Genomic DNA, 17,234 nt, shown 5'->3' on the forward strand with positions numbered 1-17,234 from the left:
ACCGCAAAAATATTTTAAATTTTCAATTTTAAAGTAATTCATAGCTAAGTTTACTTTTTATGAGAAAAGAAGTTTTGAAATTTCAACTTCCAATTCATCTCTCATAAAATCTATTTTTACTTCAAAAGTATAGTTCTTTTGAACACCATTTTCTTCAATAATAAATCCTGAACTTACAAATTCATTTTCTTTAATTTTAGCGTTTTTAAATTCTTTTTTCACATCTTGCAAAAATTCTTTTTTTACAATTAATTCTTTTGAAGAAATCGAATTTTTATCAATATTTTTATTTAAATACGCCATATAATCTTGTTTTTTCATATTTGATAATTTTTCTTTTAACTTTTCTATAACTTTATCAATTACTATTTGTTTTGCTTTTAATTTTTCATTTCTTATTTTCAAATTTGCACTTGATTTTATTCTATCAGTTAAAAGCACTTGTTCTTTTTTTGCTGATTCAAGAATTTTTTCTTTTTTTTGTGAAACTTGTTTCATACTTTTTTCATATTTTTTATCAGCTTTTTCTTGCGCTTCACTCACAATCTGCTCTCCAGCAGCTTTTGCATCACTTAAAATCTTTGATGTCAAATTGTCAATGCTAGACATCGTCTGCCTCCTTTTTTTGTAAATTTTTTAATTAATTTTTTTATTTAATTAAAATTTACCTAACAACATAATAGATACTACGAATGCAAGTAGTGCGTAAGTTTCAACCATTACCGCATAAATTATACCTTTTGTATTTTGTTCTTCATTTTTTGCAAGTAAGCTAATTCCTGAAGCTGCTACTCTACCTTGTGCAATTGCTGAACCATATCCTGCGATTGCAATTGGAAGACAAGCCATTAAAATTCCTAAACCATTTGCAACAGAAAGATCTTTAGTAATTTTTCCTAAAACCATAAGTCCAATAACGAAACCATATAATCCTTGCGTACCTGGCAATAATTGTAATACTAGTGATTTACCAAATTTTTCTGGTTCTTCACTCATAAGTCCTGTCGCTACTTCCCCAACTAATCCTACTCCTTTAGCAGACCCTATTCCTGCTAATAATGTCGCTAATGCTGCTCCTAATGTTGCAAATACAGCACCTCCATTTTGCGCTAAAAATTGTGATAAATTCAAATTCATTTTACTTCCTCCTAAAATTATTTATTATTTTTATTTTATAAATTAATTTTTAATCTTTAAATCTTTTATTTTTTTTATTTTTATTTTTTTAGTTTTTAGTCTTTTAAATTTATTTTTTTAGTTTCTGTTCTAAAATCTTTAAAAGGTTTTCCTCCACCTTCGTAAAATTTTCCAAAATATTCTACATACATAAGTCTTGATGTATGAACATATGCACCCAAGAACGATAAAAACATATTAAATAGATGTCCAAATACTAAAATCACAGGCACAAATATCATTCCAGCCCAATTTCCCGCAATCATTCCTGCGATCATATTAATTGTTGAAGCGATAAATCCACCAGAAAGTCCTAACGCCATAAGTCTTGAATAAGATACAAAATCTCCGATATAACTTGAAATTCCGTAAAGGCTGTATAGTCCACCACCTAGTTTTGCACCGACACCTTTAGCTTCTCTTCCACCTGTTAGCACAATTCCAACCATTCCTAAAATCATTACCCACATTGAAACTTGAGTTACGACAGGCGATAAATTCTTTAATTTGAAAATTAAAAATACAATTCCACCTGCAAGTGACATATACCAAAATAATACATCATAAATTGCGTCAAGCGATTTTCCATCACGAATTAACATATACGCTTTTATTCCAAGTCCTACAAAAATATGGACAACTCCAAATGCAATAGAACCTATAAGAAGCTTATTATACTGACTTGAAGGATCAACTAGACGCCACATATTCGGTATTGTTGCACCAAAATATGAACCGTATAAAAATCCCCAAAAGATAACTGAAAAACTCAAGTAAAAGAAAAATTTAACTGATTTTTTCATACTGTCATTTAAATTAACAATTTTTAAAGTGATGGCTGTTGCAAGTAAAAGAACTAATCCATACCCAACATCAGCTCCCATCATACCAAAAAACAAGATATAAAATGGTGTAAATAACGGTGTTGGATCAATTTCATTGTATCTTGGATAAGCATACATCTGTGTCAAAGTTTCAAAGTTAGCCGAAACTTTTCCATTTTTTAGTTTAATTGGAACTGTTTCATCATCTTTTCTAGCTTCTTCAAAACTTACATAATAATTTCCGTTTGTTTCTTCGTTTATTAATTTTTCAAATTCATCTTTTTTTGCCGTTGGTATCCAACCATTTATAATATTTGTATTTTTTGTCTGTGCTAATTTTTCAGATTCAGAAATTCTCAATTTTTTATTTTGTAAATATTCATAAATTGCTTCTAAATCTGATAAATCTTCACCATATGATTTGATTTTTGATTTTAATTTTCTTTTTTCTTTTTTTAATTCAGAAATTTCTTTTTGTAAATTATCCTTGTAATCTTGTGGAACTGCATCTATATCAAGATTTGCTACAGTAAAACTGCTATTTCTAAATACTTCCGACAATTTTTCACTCTCATTTTTTTCAATAAGTGAAATCACAAGATAATAAACTTCATCTTTTACAATTTTTAATTCTTCGTAATAAGTATTACTCAATTTTGAAATTTGCTCAATAAATGTACCTTTTAATTTTAACGGCACAGTTCCCAAATAAGAATTAACTTTTTTTAATTTTTTTAATTCTTTCGGATTCACATCAAGTCTTTCCCATAAATCAATTTCATCATATTTGCTGTATTTTTTAGAAATTCTGCTCTTAATATTGGCATATTGAGCTCCAATATCATTTAATTCAGAAGATACTTTTTTCCAGTCATACGACAAAACTTTTTTATACAATTCATCAAATGTGTAATTTTCATTTCCCTTAATGACATCTCTCAAACGAGTTTTTCTCTCATCATACTTTTTTATCAAGGAAATTGCACTTCTCACTTGATGAAGTCTTTCTTCAATATGTGTCAATTCTTCATTGTTCACATATTTTGTTACACCTTCAATTTTATTTCCATTGATTTCATCATTTTTTCTATTTTTGCTTCCACTTTCATCTTCGCCTTCATTATTGTTTAATTTTATATCAACAAAATTGACTTCTTTAAATCTCTGAAGTTTTTTTAGTATTTCTGCTCTCTTAGAACCAAAAATGACCAAATCAAATTTACTCATCTTTACTATTGCCATTATTTTACAATCCTCTCTGCCAATAAATCAACGACTTTGTCTATTCTTCCGTCGTCAATTTCAAGAATTTTTTTTATGTTTTCCGCTTCGCTGTCTAAAAGAAACTTAACTTTTTCTTCGGCTTTTTCCACTGAAGATTTTTTTATGCTTTCTGCTTCTTTCGATGCTTCCAAAAGTATTTTTTCACTATCGGATTTTATTTTCTCATCGATATTTTTTAAAATATCCTTTGCGGCATCATTTGAGCTTAGAATAATACTGTCTGCTTCTCTTTCAGCATCTTTTATTTTTTCTAAAATTTCTTTTGCCAAGATGTGACCTCCTTCTTTAAAAATAATTAAAAATAATTAAAACATTTTTATATCTAAATTAATTATGTTTTAATTTAAATTTGTGACCAAAAAGTCATTAACTGCTCTTATAATACTACCAGTTTTTTTATGTTTTGTCAAGTTTCATCAATCAGTTTTAACTGGATAAAGCTCCTTTTAAAAATGTTGCTCACATAAATTCCAATGAGTCTTACTTCATCTTTTTTTACGAAATGACTAAAATTTTCAAGTGCAACTTTATAAATTAATTTTTCATCATTTGTTGTATTTTCAAGTGTTTTTGAGCGAGTGTGTCCAGTAAAATCAGAATATTTTATTTTTACTGTAATTGTTTTTACAAATTCTTTTTTTTCTTTTAACTTTTGACAAATTTTTTCAACTTGTGCTCTTAACTCTTCTTGCAATTCATAAATTTCATTGACATTTTGGTTAAAAGTTATTTCATAGCCATAAGATTTTCTTTTTTTGTCAACATTAATTTTGGAAAAATGCTCTCCTCGAATAACATCATAAATATATTCGCCTCTACTTGCTCCAAATTTCCTAATTAATTCATTTCTCGAAATCTCATAAAGCTGTGAAACTTTAGTTGCTTCAAAATCAAAATTTAAAATTTCTTTCGTCTTTTTCCCAATTCCAGGAATTATTGAAAAATCTTTTTCAAAAATATAATTCACAAAATGATTTTTATCTTCAAAAATAAAAAATCCATTTGGCTTATTGGCGTCACTTGCAATTTTTGCACTAACTTTGCTAAATCCTATTCCAACCGAACAAGTCAAATTCATATTTTTATAGATATATTCTTTAAATTTTTTTATAAATCTCTTTATTTTAGAAATTTTTCGAGCTCTAGTTTGATTTTCTGCCAAAATAAACTGGGTTATATCCAAATATCCTTCATCTACCGAAGTAAATTCATATATTTTAATAACTTTTTTTATTAAATTCTGTATTTTTTCTCCTTCCAAAAAATAAAAATTCTTTCTTGGATAAATCACTTTTAAATGTGGACACAGTCTTTTTGCATTCGCCATCGCCATAGCTGATTTCACTCCAAACTTTCTAGCTTCATAACTTGCCGTTGTAACAACTCCGCTTCCAACCGCAATTGCTTTTCCACGCAAACTTGGATTATCTCTTTGCTCAATTGAAGCAAAAAATGCGTCCATATCATAATGAAGATATATTTTCTCACTTTCCATAATTTTTTACCGTTTTTATTATAATTTTATCGTCGGCAAAATCATATTAAATTTACCATTTTCAATTTTATATTTATATTTTGCCAAATTTGCAAGTTCCAAGCTGTGAGTTACAATTATTATTGACTGCTGTCTTTCTTTATTTATTTTGATAAATAATTCATTTATTATATTACTCGTTTCCGTGTCCAGATTTCCTGTCGGCTCATCTGCCAAAATTATATCTGGGTCATTCATCATAGCTCTAGCTATAGCAACTCTTTGTTTCTCACCACCAGATAATTCCATTGGCTTATGTTTTGTACGATTTTCCAAATTTACAAGTGACAAAAGTTCTTTTGCTTTTTTTTTGGCTTTATCGTGAGTCATATTTTTATTTATTAAAGACGGCATCATGACATTTTCCAGTGCTGTAAACTCATTTAATAAATAGTGAAATTGAAAGACAAAACCTATTTTTTCATTTCTTATGATATTTTTCATATTTTCATTTTTATAGTCAACCTTTTCACCATGAATTATAATTTCACCATTTGTTGGCTCATCCAAAAGTCCCAAAATATTTAAAAGCGAAGTTTTTCCACTTCCAGATTTTCCTTGAATGGAAACAAAATCTCCTTTATTAAATGCCAAACTAATATCTTTTAATATGTGAATTTCTTCAACTTTCGTTTTATAAATTTTATTAACATTTTTTAATTCTATTATTTTATTCATATTTTAAAGCCTCCACAGGTTTTAATTTTGCCGCTCTTGACGCTGGAAAAATAGTTGAAATAAATATAACTATAACCGTAACAACATATATTATAACTAATTCTTTTGCCGAAATATAAAGTGGCAGCTCTTCCAAATAATAAGTTCCATTTTTCATAAATACTTTAAACAATATTTTTAGCACAAATAAAACAATCGGCGAAAGTATGCTTCCCATTATCATCCCAAAAAATCCTAGCAAAAGTCCTTCTATCATAAAAATTCTACGAATATTTTTATTTGTATAACCAATTGATTTTAAAATTCCAATATCTTTAATTTTTTCTCTGACAACCATATTTAAAATAACCGACACGGCAAAACTTGCAATTAACAATAAAAGACTTAAAATGGCGATTAAAACGAATTTTTCAAATCTAACTGCATTTAAAAGACTTTGATTAAGCATTTTCCAATCCAAAATTCCATATTCTGAATGAGGAATTACATTATTTGAAATTATTTTTTTCTCAACATTTTCAACTTTCTGCGGGTTAATCGTTTTCACCCAAATATCTGTCGCCACTTCTCCTTGGTCTGCTGATATTTGCATGGTTTTCATAGGAACTATAGCAAGATTTGTGTCATATTCCAAAAATCCTGTTTTAAAAATCCCACGCACAATTAATTTTATTTCGTTGTTTTCCGCTGAAACAAGGCTTATCTCTTGACCGACCTTAAGTCCCATTCCCTTTGCCAATTCTTCTCCAACTAAAATCGAATTAAGTTCTTCAACATTGTTATTTCCAGCAATCATTCTCAAATCCAAGTCATTTTTCACATTATCTGGCATAATTCCATAAGCCAAAACTCCTCTTGCAAATCCCTGTGACTTTATAATTGACTGACTATTTATTTTTGGAATAACAGCCTTTACACCTTCCACCTTTTTCAGATTTTCCACCACTTCGCCATAATTTTCAAAAAAATTCTTTTTCTTGTGCTTTATCAAAATATGTGGACTCATTGTAAGAAGCGAATTAATCATATTTCTTCCAAGTCCATTTGACACAGTCAACGACACAATAAAAACTGTCACAGCAATTGCAATTCCAAGCGTAGAAAATATACTTTGAAATTTTCTCTCCACAATGTGCCTAAACGCAATAAAAAACTCCACCATTTTTTCTCTCTCACTTTCCTTTCTTTTAAATACTTTTCTTTTTTTCTTTTTTTTAATTTTTTTGATTTTTATTTTATATTTTAAAAATCAATTTATCACCAATTCGATTTTTTAATAATTTTAATAACAGTATTTCATTTTTTATATTTAATCTAATTTGTACTCTTTTATTATCAAAAGTTATTATTTCTAAAACTTTGTCAATTTTTGCAGCACTCACTTTTGCCACTTTTACAGTCGCACTTTCTATATTTGAAACTTCTATTTTTAATTTTTTTACAAAAATAGCATCATTTTCAAATACGATTTTATAGCTAAATATTAAAAATATTGAAACAAAAACATATAAAAACAAAATTAAAATCAAAATAATTTTTAATCCTGATAATTTTTCAACTCCTGTAATTCCTTTATATAACGAACTTGACGCAATAAATATAATTACTATAAAAAAAATAGACGATGAAAATATATATTTTGTATTGACTCTAAAAATATATTTTTTCTTTTCATCTTCTATTTTATATTTTTCCACTTCTTCACTCAAACTTTTTGAATCAAATAAATTTCCCATATTTCATAATATTACTTAATATTTGTAAGCAACTTCTCCTTTTTTCTTAAAATTCAAATTATCTCTCACATATCTTTCAAATTTATCTTCATTCGTAAGATCATTTGTATTTTGGATAATTTTATTTTTTTGCTCAATAGCTTTTTTTATATCCACATCAACAGAGGCAATATTTTTTTGTATTTCTTTTCTACCTGAATATCTTATCGCACTATCATAAAGTTGATATGCTACAATTAAACCAAAAATAATATTCCACAAAAAAACTAATCTTTTCATTTATATTTATACTCCTTAATAATAATATAATTTTATTTTATTTTATCTTTTTGATTTTTTATATTTTATTTTTTTATTTTTTTGTCATTTCTAATTTTTTCAATTTCAAAAATAAAACTGTCCAAACTATCAAACTTTTTATAGACAGAAGCAAACCTAACATATGCAATCTCATCTAAATCTATTAAATATGAAAGTATTTTATCACCTAAAATATTTGATTTTATCTCACCAGAATATTCTGTTAAAATTTCTCGCTCGATTCTATCTATAACTTCTTCAATTTTTTCAGTATCACAATATCTTTTTTCAAATGCACGAATAATACCATTATAAACTTTTTCACGAGAATAAGATTGTCTTTCACCACTTTTTTTTATCACTTTTAGCGACAACTCCGCAACTTTTTCATGCGTTGTAAATCTTTTGCCACACTTTTCACATTCTCTTCGTCTTTTGATTGAATTTCCTTCAAAATATGCACGACTATCAACTACTTTAGTATTTTCATTTCCACAAAACGGACATCTCATAACTTCACCTAATTTTCTTCTTCTCTTATAATTTTTACGATTTCTTCGTTTGTCTTTGCCTTTAATAAAGAATCAACAAATCTTTCTTCCCTAATAAACCTAGAAATTCTCGCAAGTATTCTTAAATATTCCTGAGTTTGATTCTCAGGACATAAAAACATAAAGAAAATATTAACTTTATCTTCATCAAGCGATTCATATTCAATTCCATTTTTAGAAATTCCAAAAGTTACTATCAACTCATCAACCGCTTTAGTTTTAGCATGCGGCAAAGCAATTTTTCTTCCAATTCCTGTAGTTCCCATTTTTTCACGCAAAAAAATATCATTTAGCGCCAATTCTTCATTTTTTACCAAACCACATTCTTTTAAATTTTCAAAAAGTTCTTTTATAACCGAATTTTTACTGGTTGATTTTAAATTCAAACAAATCGTATCTGTCTGAATATAATCAGCTATCTTTTTATTTTCCATAAATTCCCTCCAAAATAAATTTTTGTACATTTAGTTCCACTTGCAACTGCATATTTATATATTTTTCAAAAATAATAATTATTTTTTTTAAACTTTTTTTATGCTTTTCGACTTTTTCCTGAAAATTTAAATCTTTATTTAAAGTCAATATTTTTTTATATTCTAAAAATAATTCTTTTTTTAAAAGCGATTTTATTTCGCCAATTTCATAAATTCCGTGTTCTGCCATAATTCTATGCAAGAACGCCACAATAATATAATATTTATAACCTTGCTTTAATTCATCCGTTTCGTTTATATAACTCAAAATATCCGTTAATTTTAAAAAAAATCTTTCATTTTCAACACTTTCATCATAAATTTTGTCTATACAGTCCAAAATATATAACGATATTTCCAGTTTTTCAATGTCACTCAAAATATTTTTAAAAACTTTTGTTATATTTGCCTCTTTTATTGAATAAAAATTATTTCTTTTCGAAATGGTAAATTCGACAATATTCATCGGATTATACGCAGCTAAACTTCTTTTTTTAGACTTTGTCACTCCAAATGACATTGCCAAAATTTTACCAATTTCTTTGGAAAAAATAGTAACCAATAAGTTATTTTCTCCATATTCTTTCTTTTTCAATATTATTCCATTTATTTTAAAAATCTCCATAAAAACCTTTATTTAAAATTTGATAATCTATAAATCACTTGCGAACTGCCATCTTTTACAGATATTTTTGTTGGAAAATAGTATCCGTTTGACAATTTATAGTCACTGAAATTTACTGTATATCCTCTGCTGCTAATTGAAGTTAACCAATTTCCTGAAAAATGGAATGTATCTCCATTTTTTGTCTGTGTCTTTTTACCACTTATTCTTGATATTTTGTTAAACACTGCCAAAATATTTGCCTCATCTTTTTCAACTTTTTGTTTAACTGTCTGTTTTAAAGATGGGTAATAAACAGTTTTTGTACTTCCACTAAATGTGTAAATCTCACCTCGATTCACATTAGGAGCTGTAATTTGCAACTTTAATGTTCCTGAATTGTAACTCATAATGTACCTTTTGCTTCTACTTTGACCATTAATTGTCGCATCTTCAGTTACATTTACGGTAAAATTTCTCTTTTCCCAAAAATCTTTTGAAAAAGAAAAAGCTGAAATAAAAATTGTCATCAATATTACTAATTTACTAATTGTTAGTTTTTTAAACATCTTTTTTAATCCTCCAAAAATTATTTTAAAAGTTAAACTAAGGTTTTATTGCATTGAATCGTGAGATTTATCTGAATCCTGTTCTTTTTCCAAATTTACCTGATTTTGAATTTGGCTGTCAATTGCATCATTTTTGCTCCATTTATAAACCATTACATTTTGAATTTGAAAAATATCATATTCTGGTTTAAATCTAATTTCTTTTATCTTTTTAAATGCATTCATTTCAGTCACTTTAAATGTTCCAACTTTTATCCCTTTTGGAAAAACATCACTCACTCCAGAAGTTTCTACATTAAACAATGTATTTTCATTAACTGATCCTTCATTAAAGTTTTGAATTGAAAAAGTTCCATTTCCATTTCCACGCAAAATTTGTAAATTTGTACCATTTAAAGTTACACTTAATTTTGAATTTTTACTTGTCAAAAGAGTAACTTCCGAATATTCTGCATCAACTTTTGAAATTTTTCCAATCAAATAACCGTTGTACATAACTGGCAAATTTAATTTTATTCCTTGATTTTGTCCCTTATTGATAAAAAACTTCTCTGAATAATCTACATTTTCCACTAATGCAACATCAGCTGCTATAAACTCAGCGGGATTTTTTTGACGCATTTCAAGCATTTTTCTCAAATTTTCATTTTCCACTTTTAAATATGCCAATTCTGTATTTTGAACTTTATTTTTTTGTAGCTCAAAATCTCTTGTCTTATTATTTTTTACATATTCTTCAATGTAACTGATGTCTTGTACTCTAGATTTTAATTTTAAAGTCTGAGTATATAACATACTTTTCACTTTCACAAGCCTAAAATCTATTTCTTTAGAAATTCCGTCCAAAAAAGAAAATGAACTAGAAATTCTATTTTTTAGTGCAAATAGTATAATTATTATGACTATCAGTATTAAAATATTCCTCCCGGTGCTTTTTTTATCAGAAAACTCTCTACCTATTTTCATTATTTATTTCCTCTCATAAATTTGTAATAAAACCAACTTTCAAAATGTTAATTTTATTTATAAGTTCACAATATACTTACAATCTAAATATAGCACATTTATCACACTTTATCAATAGTTAATTTTTATTTTAATTAATTCAAAATATGTTTATTTTTATATTGCATTATACTAATAAACTTGCTTTTTTATTATACTACATTTTTTTTGCTTTGTAAACTTAATTATATTTTTTAATTATTTATTTTCCCGATTTCCAGAACTTTTTAAAGTTTTAAGAACATCGCAGCAAAATTAAAATAAATTACAAGTGTCACAGCATCTGAAATTGTTGTTATCAAAGGTGTTGCCATAACTGCTGGATCGGCCTTCACAATTTTTGCTCCAAGCGGAAGCAGTGCTCCAACCAGTTTTGATACAATTACTGTAAATACAAGTGTCAATGAAACGACAAAAGCAATTACAAAATTAGTTTTTTCAAGTGTTATAAGTCTTATAAAATTTAACAGCGCCAAAACTATTGAAACCATTATTCCAATTGAAAATTCTTTTTTTATTACTTTAAAGGCATCTTTTGGAGAAATTTCCCCAAGTGCAAGTGAACGGATTACAACCGTTGAAGATTGTGAACCAACATTTCCTCCGCTTGACATAAGCATTGGGATAAATGCTGTTAAAATTATTGACTTTGCCAGAACTTTTTCATAACCTTGTATTATATTTCCAGAAATTGTGTCGGAAATCATAAGAACTGCAAGCCATCCGATTCTTTGCTTTGCCATCGTAAAGATGCTTGTTTTTAAATAGGAATCATCGGTAGGTGAAGTAATTCCAGCCATTTTGTGAAAATCTTCCGTAACTTCCTGATCCACAACATCCAGAACATCATCCACCGTAATTATTCCCAAAAGCCTATTTTCATGGTCAACAACTGGCATAACGATAAAATCGTACTTTTTAAATAAATCTGCAACTTTTTCCTGATCATCATGTGTATTTACACTTACAAAATTTGTATTCATAATATTTTCAATTACAGTATTGTCCTTTTTAGAAATCAATTCCTTTAGTGAAAGCACACCTTCCAATTTCCCTTTTTTGTCCGTAACATAGCAAGTATAAATATTTTCCTTGTCTTTCCCAGTTTTTTTAAGCTGTCCTATCGCCTCTTGAACTGTCATATTTTTCTGAAAATCCACATATTCAGTCGTCATAATGCTTCCAGCTGAATTATCTGGATATTTTAGAAGCTGGTTTATCAAATGTCTATCTTTTCTATCCGTATTTTTCAAGATTTTTTTTACAATATCCGACGGCATTTCCTCGATAATGTCAACAATATCGTCAAAATACAGTTCATCAAATATTTCTCGTGTTTCAACATCAGTTGAAGCGTGAATAATCATTTCCTGATGTTCACTATCCAAATATGAAAACACATCCGCCGCTTTATCTTTTTTTAAAAGTCTAAAAATCATTATTACAAGCTCTGGCAGTTTAAATAAATTTATCACATCAGAAATTTCAACTGCATTTAATTTATCTAATTCTTTTTTTATTTCAAAATATTTTTTTTCTTTCAAAAGATCTTCAATTATTCTTTTTATTTTTTTCATTTTTTTCTCACCTCATTTTTCTTATATTAGTTGCCATATAACTTCGATTAGACAATCAATTTTTATATTCTTAAATTTTATAAAAATATTTACTTTATAACATTACTTAAAAACATAGTTGCAAATCTAAAGTAAATAGTAAGAGTAAGCGCATCTAAAATCGTTGTTATTAAAGGCCCTGCCATTATTGCCGGATCCATTTTAAAAGTTTTAGCGATAACTGGTAAAAAAGCACCTATTATTTTAGAAATTATAACTACAAAAATTAAAGTTACTGAAACTGTCATTGCAACATTTAAAGGTGTTTTTGTCAAAGTTATAATTCTTAAAAAATTTATTGCCGCCAAAACAACAGCTACTATAAATGAAATAAGAAATTCTTTTTTTAATATTTTAAAAGTATCTTTTGTATCAACTTCCCCCAATGCCAAAGCACGGACTACAATTGTCGAAGACTGTGCGCCTGCATTTCCTCCAGTGTCCATCAGCATTGGAATAAATGAAGAAAGTATAACTACAGACTGCAGCACATCTTCATATTTGCTTATAATTCTTCCAGTAAATGTAGCAGAAATCATAAGCACAATAAGCCAGCTAATTCTTTGTCTTGCCATTGTAAAGGCGCTTGTTTTTAAATAAGACTCCTCCACAGGCGAAATCCCAGCCATTCTATGAAAATCCTCTGTCGCTTCCTGTTCCACAACATCCATTACATCATCAATCGTAATGATTCCTAAAAGTCTATTTTCATCATCAGTCACAGGAAGTACGATAAGATTATATTTTTTTATTATTTCTGCAACCTTTTCCTGATCATCATTTACATGAACACTTATTACATTTTTATTCATAAGATTTTGAATTGGCTCATCATCCTCGCTCGTAATAAGCTCTTTTAGGGAAATTACTCCTTCCAGCCTCCTACCTTCATCAATCACATAGCAGGTATAGACATTTGCCATATCTTCCATAACATCCCTAATTTTAAAAATTGCAGAAGAAGCTGTCATATCCTTTTTTAAGTCCATATATTCAGTTGTCATAATGCTTCCAGCTGAATTTTCAGGATATTTTAACAAAAGATTTATTGTGTGTCTGTCTTTTGCATCAGTATTCTTTAATATTTTTTTTACTACATTCGATGGCATTTCTTCGATAATATCGACAATATCGTCAAAATACAGCTCATCAAATATATTTTTAGTTTCCACATCTGTCATAGTTTTAATAATCATTTCCTGATGTTCACTGTCCAGATACGAAAATACATCAGCTGCCCTATTTTTAGAAAGTAGCCGAAAAATCATTATTAGTTCAGAAGACTCAAACTGATTCAGCAGTTCTGAAACTTCCACAATGTTTAAATCATTTAAATATTTTCTAATTTCAAAATATTTTTTTTCATCTATAAGTTTTTGAATAATGTTGTTTTCCATCATTAATCTCCAATCTCCTTTCTCTTTTGCATTTTCAATTTTTTAACTTTTTAACTTTATATGCAAATAAAATCAGGAGAATAACAATACGAAGATATTCCCTTTATCCATATTTGCATAAATTCATAAATTTTAAATTATTTAAATTTTCAAATCTCTCTTCCGGGACTTCCTCGTTCAAAACATCCACCTCCAAAATTATAAATTTTTATAAATTTAAAATTTAAATTTAGATTTTTAATTTAAACTAAAAAATAAATTTTACATCCATAAAAATTTTACCAAACAAGTTAATCATTGTCAAATAAATTTAAAATTTTTTAACAAAGCAAATAAAAAATACTCAACTAGCAAACCATATCGCCATTTAAGTATTTTTCTCTCTTAAAATTTTTCTATTTTTTCACAATAAAAAGTTTTCCATCACCGCTATATTCAACAATGAAAAGTTCACTAAAATCAGTAATGTTATATTTTTCCAATTCTTCCTTCAACCAATTATCATCTTTTCCAATATGTTTCAAGTTATCCTCTTGTATATTCCCTTCAGAAACCAATAAATTTGAATAACCGCCTTCACCTTTTTTTATAACAATAAGTTGTCCATTTGATTCCATAAAAGCTTCTTCTATATCTGATATTTGCGTAACACCTTTTGTTCTCAACTTTGTGTAAAAATCAGGAATTGAAAGTGTCGCTTGTGCAAAATTTTCTGTCAGCATTTTTCCATCTCTTATTAAGTACACAACTTGTCCATCTATCATTTTTTTTACGCTTTTATTTGTATTTTTTAAAAAATCAGTTACTGTCATTAGAAGTCCCCATATTAAAAGAACTATTAAAAATTGAATTATTGATATATTTGGACTATAAATTACACCACCGATAATTCCCCCAAGGACATAATTACCTATTTGATCTTCTGTTGATGTTGGTGCCAATTGACTTCGTCCATTTAAATTCATGAATAAAACTAATGCAATAAATCCAATTGTAAGTTTTATTGCAACAAGAATTATAAAATCCAAAATTACATCATCTTCCTTTCTTTTATATTTTTTATTTCTATTCAAATGCCATTATTCTTTAAGCATCTTAACTTCATCCACATAAGGAACTGTCATTTGTTCAACTAATATATTGTTTCCTACCCAGTGAATTTGGTAAAATTTATCTTTTATCTTATAAACAGTATCTTCTGTTATTTCAGGCGTATTTATAAAAATATCATTTTCATTAACTTTAAACTTTTCAGACAATTTTTTAATTACACTCGCTGAATTTTTATAAACTTTTTCTTCATTATTTTTCGCTCTATAATTATCATAATGATATAATGCAAATAAGAAAATAAACATCAATCCAAGCAAACTAAGCTGTTTATCTCTAAGCGAAATACTTCCTTTAAACCATTTCCAAAATGCAAATAATATAAACGCTATTACTAAAATAATTACAACAAGAAAAAATTTATCCGTTACAAATTTTTGGTTTTCTAAATAATTAAAATTATAAAATTCCATACTTTTAATATCTCCTCCTTTTCTACTTTTTTCTTCTTTTTCTTTTTATTTTTTATAATTTAAGAAATAAAAAAAACTAGCACAAAATAATCTAAATTTATTGTATCAAAATTTTTATACAATTTCAAATGTTATTTTTTCTAAAATCCCCTTAATTTCAATATTGTAATTTATGAAAATAAAAAATAATTTAAATAAACTATAAAACATCAATAAATTTAAAACATAAGAAAAATCAACTCTTTCAATTTATTTCACACTTCCAAATAAATCATTCAAAGCCTCGCTCATTGTCGGATGAGTAAATATCATATCTTTTAGGAATGTGTATTTTTGTTCAGCTTTCATGGCCGCTGCAACAATGTTTATCATTTCGTGGGAAGTGTTACATAGTAAAGTACATCCCAGTATTTTATCTGTTTTTGCATCTATAACTGCTTTAAGCAGTCCATCTGTTACACCTTCTATTTTTGCTTTTGGAATTGCCATTGCTTCAAGTCTTCCTGTTTTTACTTCATATCCTTTGGCAATCGCTTCGCTTTCAGTCATTCCAACTCTTGATAATGGCGGATTTACAAATACGCTGTATGGAATTACATTTCTGTCGTTTATCGTTCTGTTTCCTCCACTATAAAGATTATCTCTTATTATTCTAAAGTCATCAAGAGAAATATATGTAAATTGAAGTCCGCCTTTCACATCTCCCATTGCCCAAATGTTATCAGCTGTTGTTTTCAATGCTTCATCAACTACAACCGCACCTTTTTCGTCGGTTTTTACTCCTGCCGCTTCTAAATTAAGACCTTCTGTATTAGGCTTTCTTCCAATTGCCACAAGAATTGCGTCTGATTCAATTTCGCTCTTGTCTGCTCCCTGTGAAATTTGCACATATCCTTTTCCGTTTTTATCAATAATTTCCTCAATTTTTGATTCCAGTAAAAATTTAATCCCTTTTGCCTCAAATATAGCCCTTGCTCTATCAGCAATTTCTTCATCTTCTCTAGGCATAAGTCTTTGTGCCAAATCAATCACTGTAACTTCTGACCCAAAATCAGCATACATCGAAGCAAATTCCAGTCCAATGTACCCTGCTCCCAAAATGGTCAATTTTTTAGGAAGTTCCTTTAATTCCATAATTGAAGTGCTTGTATAAATGTGATTACTTTCTTTAAGTCCTTTTATACCAGGAATTATTGTAGTCGAACCTGTATTTATAAATATCTTTTCCCCTTCAATCTGAACATTTTCCCCATTACTTTCAATATTAACCACATTTTTTGAAGCAAAACTTCCAAATCCATCATAAATATCAATATTTTCCTTTGTAGCCAGCATTTCATAATTTTTTCCACGCAATGCACCAATCAATTTATTTTTATTATTTATACTTTCTTCATAAAATCTTTCTTTTTCTTCAATGCCATTTAACCCTTTATTTTTAAGAACTTTTGTACTATCAACAAGCTTTTTCGTAGGAATACATCCAATATTTATACAAGTTCCTCCATACATCTTATCCGATTTCTCAACCAAAGCCACATTTTGACCTTTCCCAGCCAAAAATCCTGCCAAAGTTTTTCCACCTTTTCCAAATCCAATTATTATTGCATCATATTTTTTCATCTTTTTCATCCTTTCCATTTCATACAACTATAATTACATAATTGTATTTATTATAAAATTAATTTTTATATTATAAGAGTACCACATTTTTTGTAAAAAAACAAGAGTATTTGTGTTTACAAATTTTATTATTTTTTTTACTTTTTATCTTATTTTCTTTTTTCCATTATTATATGCTATAATAAAATATATATTGAAAAATAAAGAACTTAAATATTAAAAAATATAAATAAAGGAGTGTGTACAAACAACTATGCAGAAGAAAATAAAAATTACATTAAAAAAACTATTTGAATGGATCTTAATAAATATTCCAATAGCTTTTTTTGTAAACGAAATTT

At 27.6% G+C, this 17,234-nt stretch carries 19 protein-coding genes; all 19 read right to left on the minus strand.

Translation table 11 applies throughout. From position 1 onward, the window contains the following. Nucleotides 1-57: 57 nt before the first annotated feature. The gene (locus tag J5A73_RS05485) at nt 58-609 is read right to left on the minus strand and encodes a V-type ATP synthase subunit E (protein ID WP_211613717.1); all 552 of its coding nucleotides are present in this window, start codon (nt 607-609) and stop codon (nt 58-60) included. A 48-nt stretch (nt 610-657) separates the two neighbouring features. Beyond that, nucleotides 658-1,137, minus strand: a complete 480-nt coding sequence (locus J5A73_RS05490) for a V-type ATP synthase subunit K (RefSeq protein ID WP_211613719.1) — start codon at nt 1,135-1,137, stop codon at nt 658-660. 95 nt (nt 1,138-1,232) lie between these two features. Continuing rightward, a complete protein-coding gene (locus tag J5A73_RS05495; protein WP_211613721.1) occupies nt 1,233-3,242 on the minus strand; it encodes a V-type ATP synthase subunit I in 2,010 nt (669 codons plus the stop codon). Next, complete coding sequence (locus tag J5A73_RS05500) at nt 3,242-3,553, minus strand: hypothetical protein (protein ID WP_211613723.1); 312 nt, start codon at nt 3,551-3,553, stop codon at nt 3,242-3,244. Before J5A73_RS05500 ends, J5A73_RS05495 begins: the two co-directional genes overlap by 1 nt. 137 nt (nt 3,554-3,690) lie before the next feature. After that, nucleotides 3,691-4,779 carry a DNA polymerase IV gene (gene dinB, locus J5A73_RS05505; protein WP_211613725.1) on the minus strand — a complete coding sequence of 363 codons (1,089 nt, stop codon included), beginning with the start codon at nt 4,777-4,779 and terminating at the stop codon, nt 3,691-3,693. Nucleotides 4,780-4,797: 18 nt separating this feature from the next. Next, on the minus strand, nt 4,798-5,496 hold the full coding sequence (locus J5A73_RS05510) for an ABC transporter ATP-binding protein (RefSeq protein WP_211613727.1): 699 nt from the start codon (nt 5,494-5,496) through the stop codon (nt 4,798-4,800). Continuing rightward, nucleotides 5,489-6,658, minus strand: coding sequence for an ABC transporter permease (locus J5A73_RS05515; RefSeq protein WP_211613729.1), 1,170 nt, complete (start codon nt 6,656-6,658; stop codon nt 5,489-5,491). Before J5A73_RS05515 ends, J5A73_RS05510 begins: the two co-directional genes overlap by 8 nt. A gap of 73 nt (nt 6,659-6,731) precedes the next feature. Then, entirely contained in the window at nt 6,732-7,232 is a 501-nt protein-coding gene (locus J5A73_RS05520; protein ID WP_211613731.1) for a hypothetical protein, read from the minus strand. Between the two features lie 15 nt (nt 7,233-7,247). Next, nucleotides 7,248-7,511, minus strand: a complete 264-nt coding sequence (locus J5A73_RS05525) for a hypothetical protein (protein ID WP_211613733.1) — start codon at nt 7,509-7,511, stop codon at nt 7,248-7,250. 65 nt (nt 7,512-7,576) lie between these two features. After that, complete coding sequence (nrdR, locus tag J5A73_RS05530) at nt 7,577-8,044, minus strand: transcriptional regulator NrdR (protein ID WP_211613735.1); 468 nt, start codon at nt 8,042-8,044, stop codon at nt 7,577-7,579. Between the two features lie 8 nt (nt 8,045-8,052). Continuing rightward, on the minus strand, nt 8,053-8,517 hold the full coding sequence (locus J5A73_RS05535) for a PTS sugar transporter subunit IIA (protein WP_211613737.1): 465 nt from the start codon (nt 8,515-8,517) through the stop codon (nt 8,053-8,055). Next, entirely contained in the window at nt 8,507-9,181 is a 675-nt protein-coding gene (gene recO / locus J5A73_RS05540; protein ID WP_211613739.1) for a DNA repair protein RecO, read from the minus strand. Before recO ends, J5A73_RS05535 begins: the two co-directional genes overlap by 11 nt. An 8-nt stretch (nt 9,182-9,189) precedes the next feature. Beyond that, complete coding sequence (locus J5A73_RS05545) at nt 9,190-9,729, minus strand: hypothetical protein (protein ID WP_211613741.1); 540 nt, start codon at nt 9,727-9,729, stop codon at nt 9,190-9,192. 45 nt (nt 9,730-9,774) lie between these two features. Beyond that, entirely contained in the window at nt 9,775-10,695 is a 921-nt protein-coding gene (mreC, locus tag J5A73_RS05550) for a rod shape-determining protein MreC (protein WP_211613743.1), read from the minus strand. A gap of 266 nt (nt 10,696-10,961) precedes the next feature. Next, nucleotides 10,962-12,311, minus strand: coding sequence for a magnesium transporter (gene mgtE / locus J5A73_RS05555; RefSeq protein WP_211613745.1), 1,350 nt, complete (start codon nt 12,309-12,311; stop codon nt 10,962-10,964). Nucleotides 12,312-12,400: 89 nt separating this feature from the next. Then, entirely contained in the window at nt 12,401-13,747 is a 1,347-nt protein-coding gene (mgtE, locus tag J5A73_RS05560) for a magnesium transporter (RefSeq protein ID WP_211613747.1), read from the minus strand. 395 nt (nt 13,748-14,142) lie between these two features. After that, the gene (locus J5A73_RS05565) at nt 14,143-14,820 is read right to left on the minus strand and encodes a DUF421 domain-containing protein (RefSeq protein WP_249069159.1); all 678 of its coding nucleotides are present in this window, start codon (nt 14,818-14,820) and stop codon (nt 14,143-14,145) included. Nucleotides 14,821-14,826: 6 nt separating this feature from the next. Then, the gene (locus J5A73_RS05570; RefSeq protein WP_211613749.1) at nt 14,827-15,270 is read right to left on the minus strand and encodes a DUF3290 family protein; all 444 of its coding nucleotides are present in this window, start codon (nt 15,268-15,270) and stop codon (nt 14,827-14,829) included. 249 nt (nt 15,271-15,519) lie between these two features. Further along, the gene (locus J5A73_RS05575) at nt 15,520-16,893 is read right to left on the minus strand and encodes an FAD-dependent oxidoreductase (protein ID WP_211613751.1); all 1,374 of its coding nucleotides are present in this window, start codon (nt 16,891-16,893) and stop codon (nt 15,520-15,522) included. Nucleotides 16,894-17,234 lie beyond the last annotated feature (341 nt).

The sequence above is a fragment of the Leptotrichia sp. oral taxon 218 genome (assembly GCF_018128225.1).
Lineage (GTDB): Bacteria > Fusobacteriota > Fusobacteriia > Fusobacteriales > Leptotrichiaceae > Leptotrichia.

Coding starts and splice junctions, on each gene's coding strand:
- J5A73_RS05485 (WP_211613717.1), bottom strand. CDS start 609: ATGTCTAGCATTGACAATTTGACATCAAAGATTTTAAGTGATGCAAAA.
- J5A73_RS05490 (WP_211613719.1), bottom strand. CDS start 1,137: ATGAATTTGAATTTATCACAATTTTTAGCGCAAAATGGAGGTGCTGTA.
- J5A73_RS05495 (WP_211613721.1), bottom strand. CDS start 3,242: ATGGCAATAGTAAAGATGAGTAAATTTGATTTGGTCATTTTTGGTTCT.
- dinB (WP_211613725.1), bottom strand. CDS start 4,779: ATGGAAAGTGAGAAAATATATCTTCATTATGATATGGACGCATTTTTT.
- J5A73_RS05510 (WP_211613727.1), bottom strand. CDS start 5,496: ATGAATAAAATAATAGAATTAAAAAATGTTAATAAAATTTATAAAACG.
- J5A73_RS05515 (WP_211613729.1), bottom strand. CDS start 6,658: ATGGTGGAGTTTTTTATTGCGTTTAGGCACATTGTGGAGAGAAAATTT.
- J5A73_RS05520 (WP_211613731.1), bottom strand. CDS start 7,232: ATGGGAAATTTATTTGATTCAAAAAGTTTGAGTGAAGAAGTGGAAAAA.
- J5A73_RS05525 (WP_211613733.1), bottom strand. CDS start 7,511: ATGAAAAGATTAGTTTTTTTGTGGAATATTATTTTTGGTTTAATTGTA.
- nrdR (WP_211613735.1), bottom strand. CDS start 8,044: ATGAGATGTCCGTTTTGTGGAAATGAAAATACTAAAGTAGTTGATAGT.
- J5A73_RS05535 (WP_211613737.1), bottom strand. CDS start 8,517: ATGGAAAATAAAAAGATAGCTGATTATATTCAGACAGATACGATTTGT.
- recO (WP_211613739.1), bottom strand. CDS start 9,181: ATGGAGATTTTTAAAATAAATGGAATAATATTGAAAAAGAAAGAATAT.
- J5A73_RS05545 (WP_211613741.1), bottom strand. CDS start 9,729: ATGTTTAAAAAACTAACAATTAGTAAATTAGTAATATTGATGACAATT.
- mreC (WP_211613743.1), bottom strand. CDS start 10,695: ATGAAAATAGGTAGAGAGTTTTCTGATAAAAAAAGCACCGGGAGGAAT.
- mgtE (WP_211613745.1), bottom strand. CDS start 12,311: ATGAAAAAAATAAAAAGAATAATTGAAGATCTTTTGAAAGAAAAAAAA.
- mgtE (WP_211613747.1), bottom strand. CDS start 13,747: ATGGAAAACAACATTATTCAAAAACTTATAGATGAAAAAAAATATTTT.
- J5A73_RS05570 (WP_211613749.1), bottom strand. CDS start 15,270: ATGGAATTTTATAATTTTAATTATTTAGAAAACCAAAAATTTGTAACG.
- J5A73_RS05575 (WP_211613751.1), bottom strand. CDS start 16,893: ATGAAAAAATATGATGCAATAATAATTGGATTTGGAAAAGGTGGAAAA.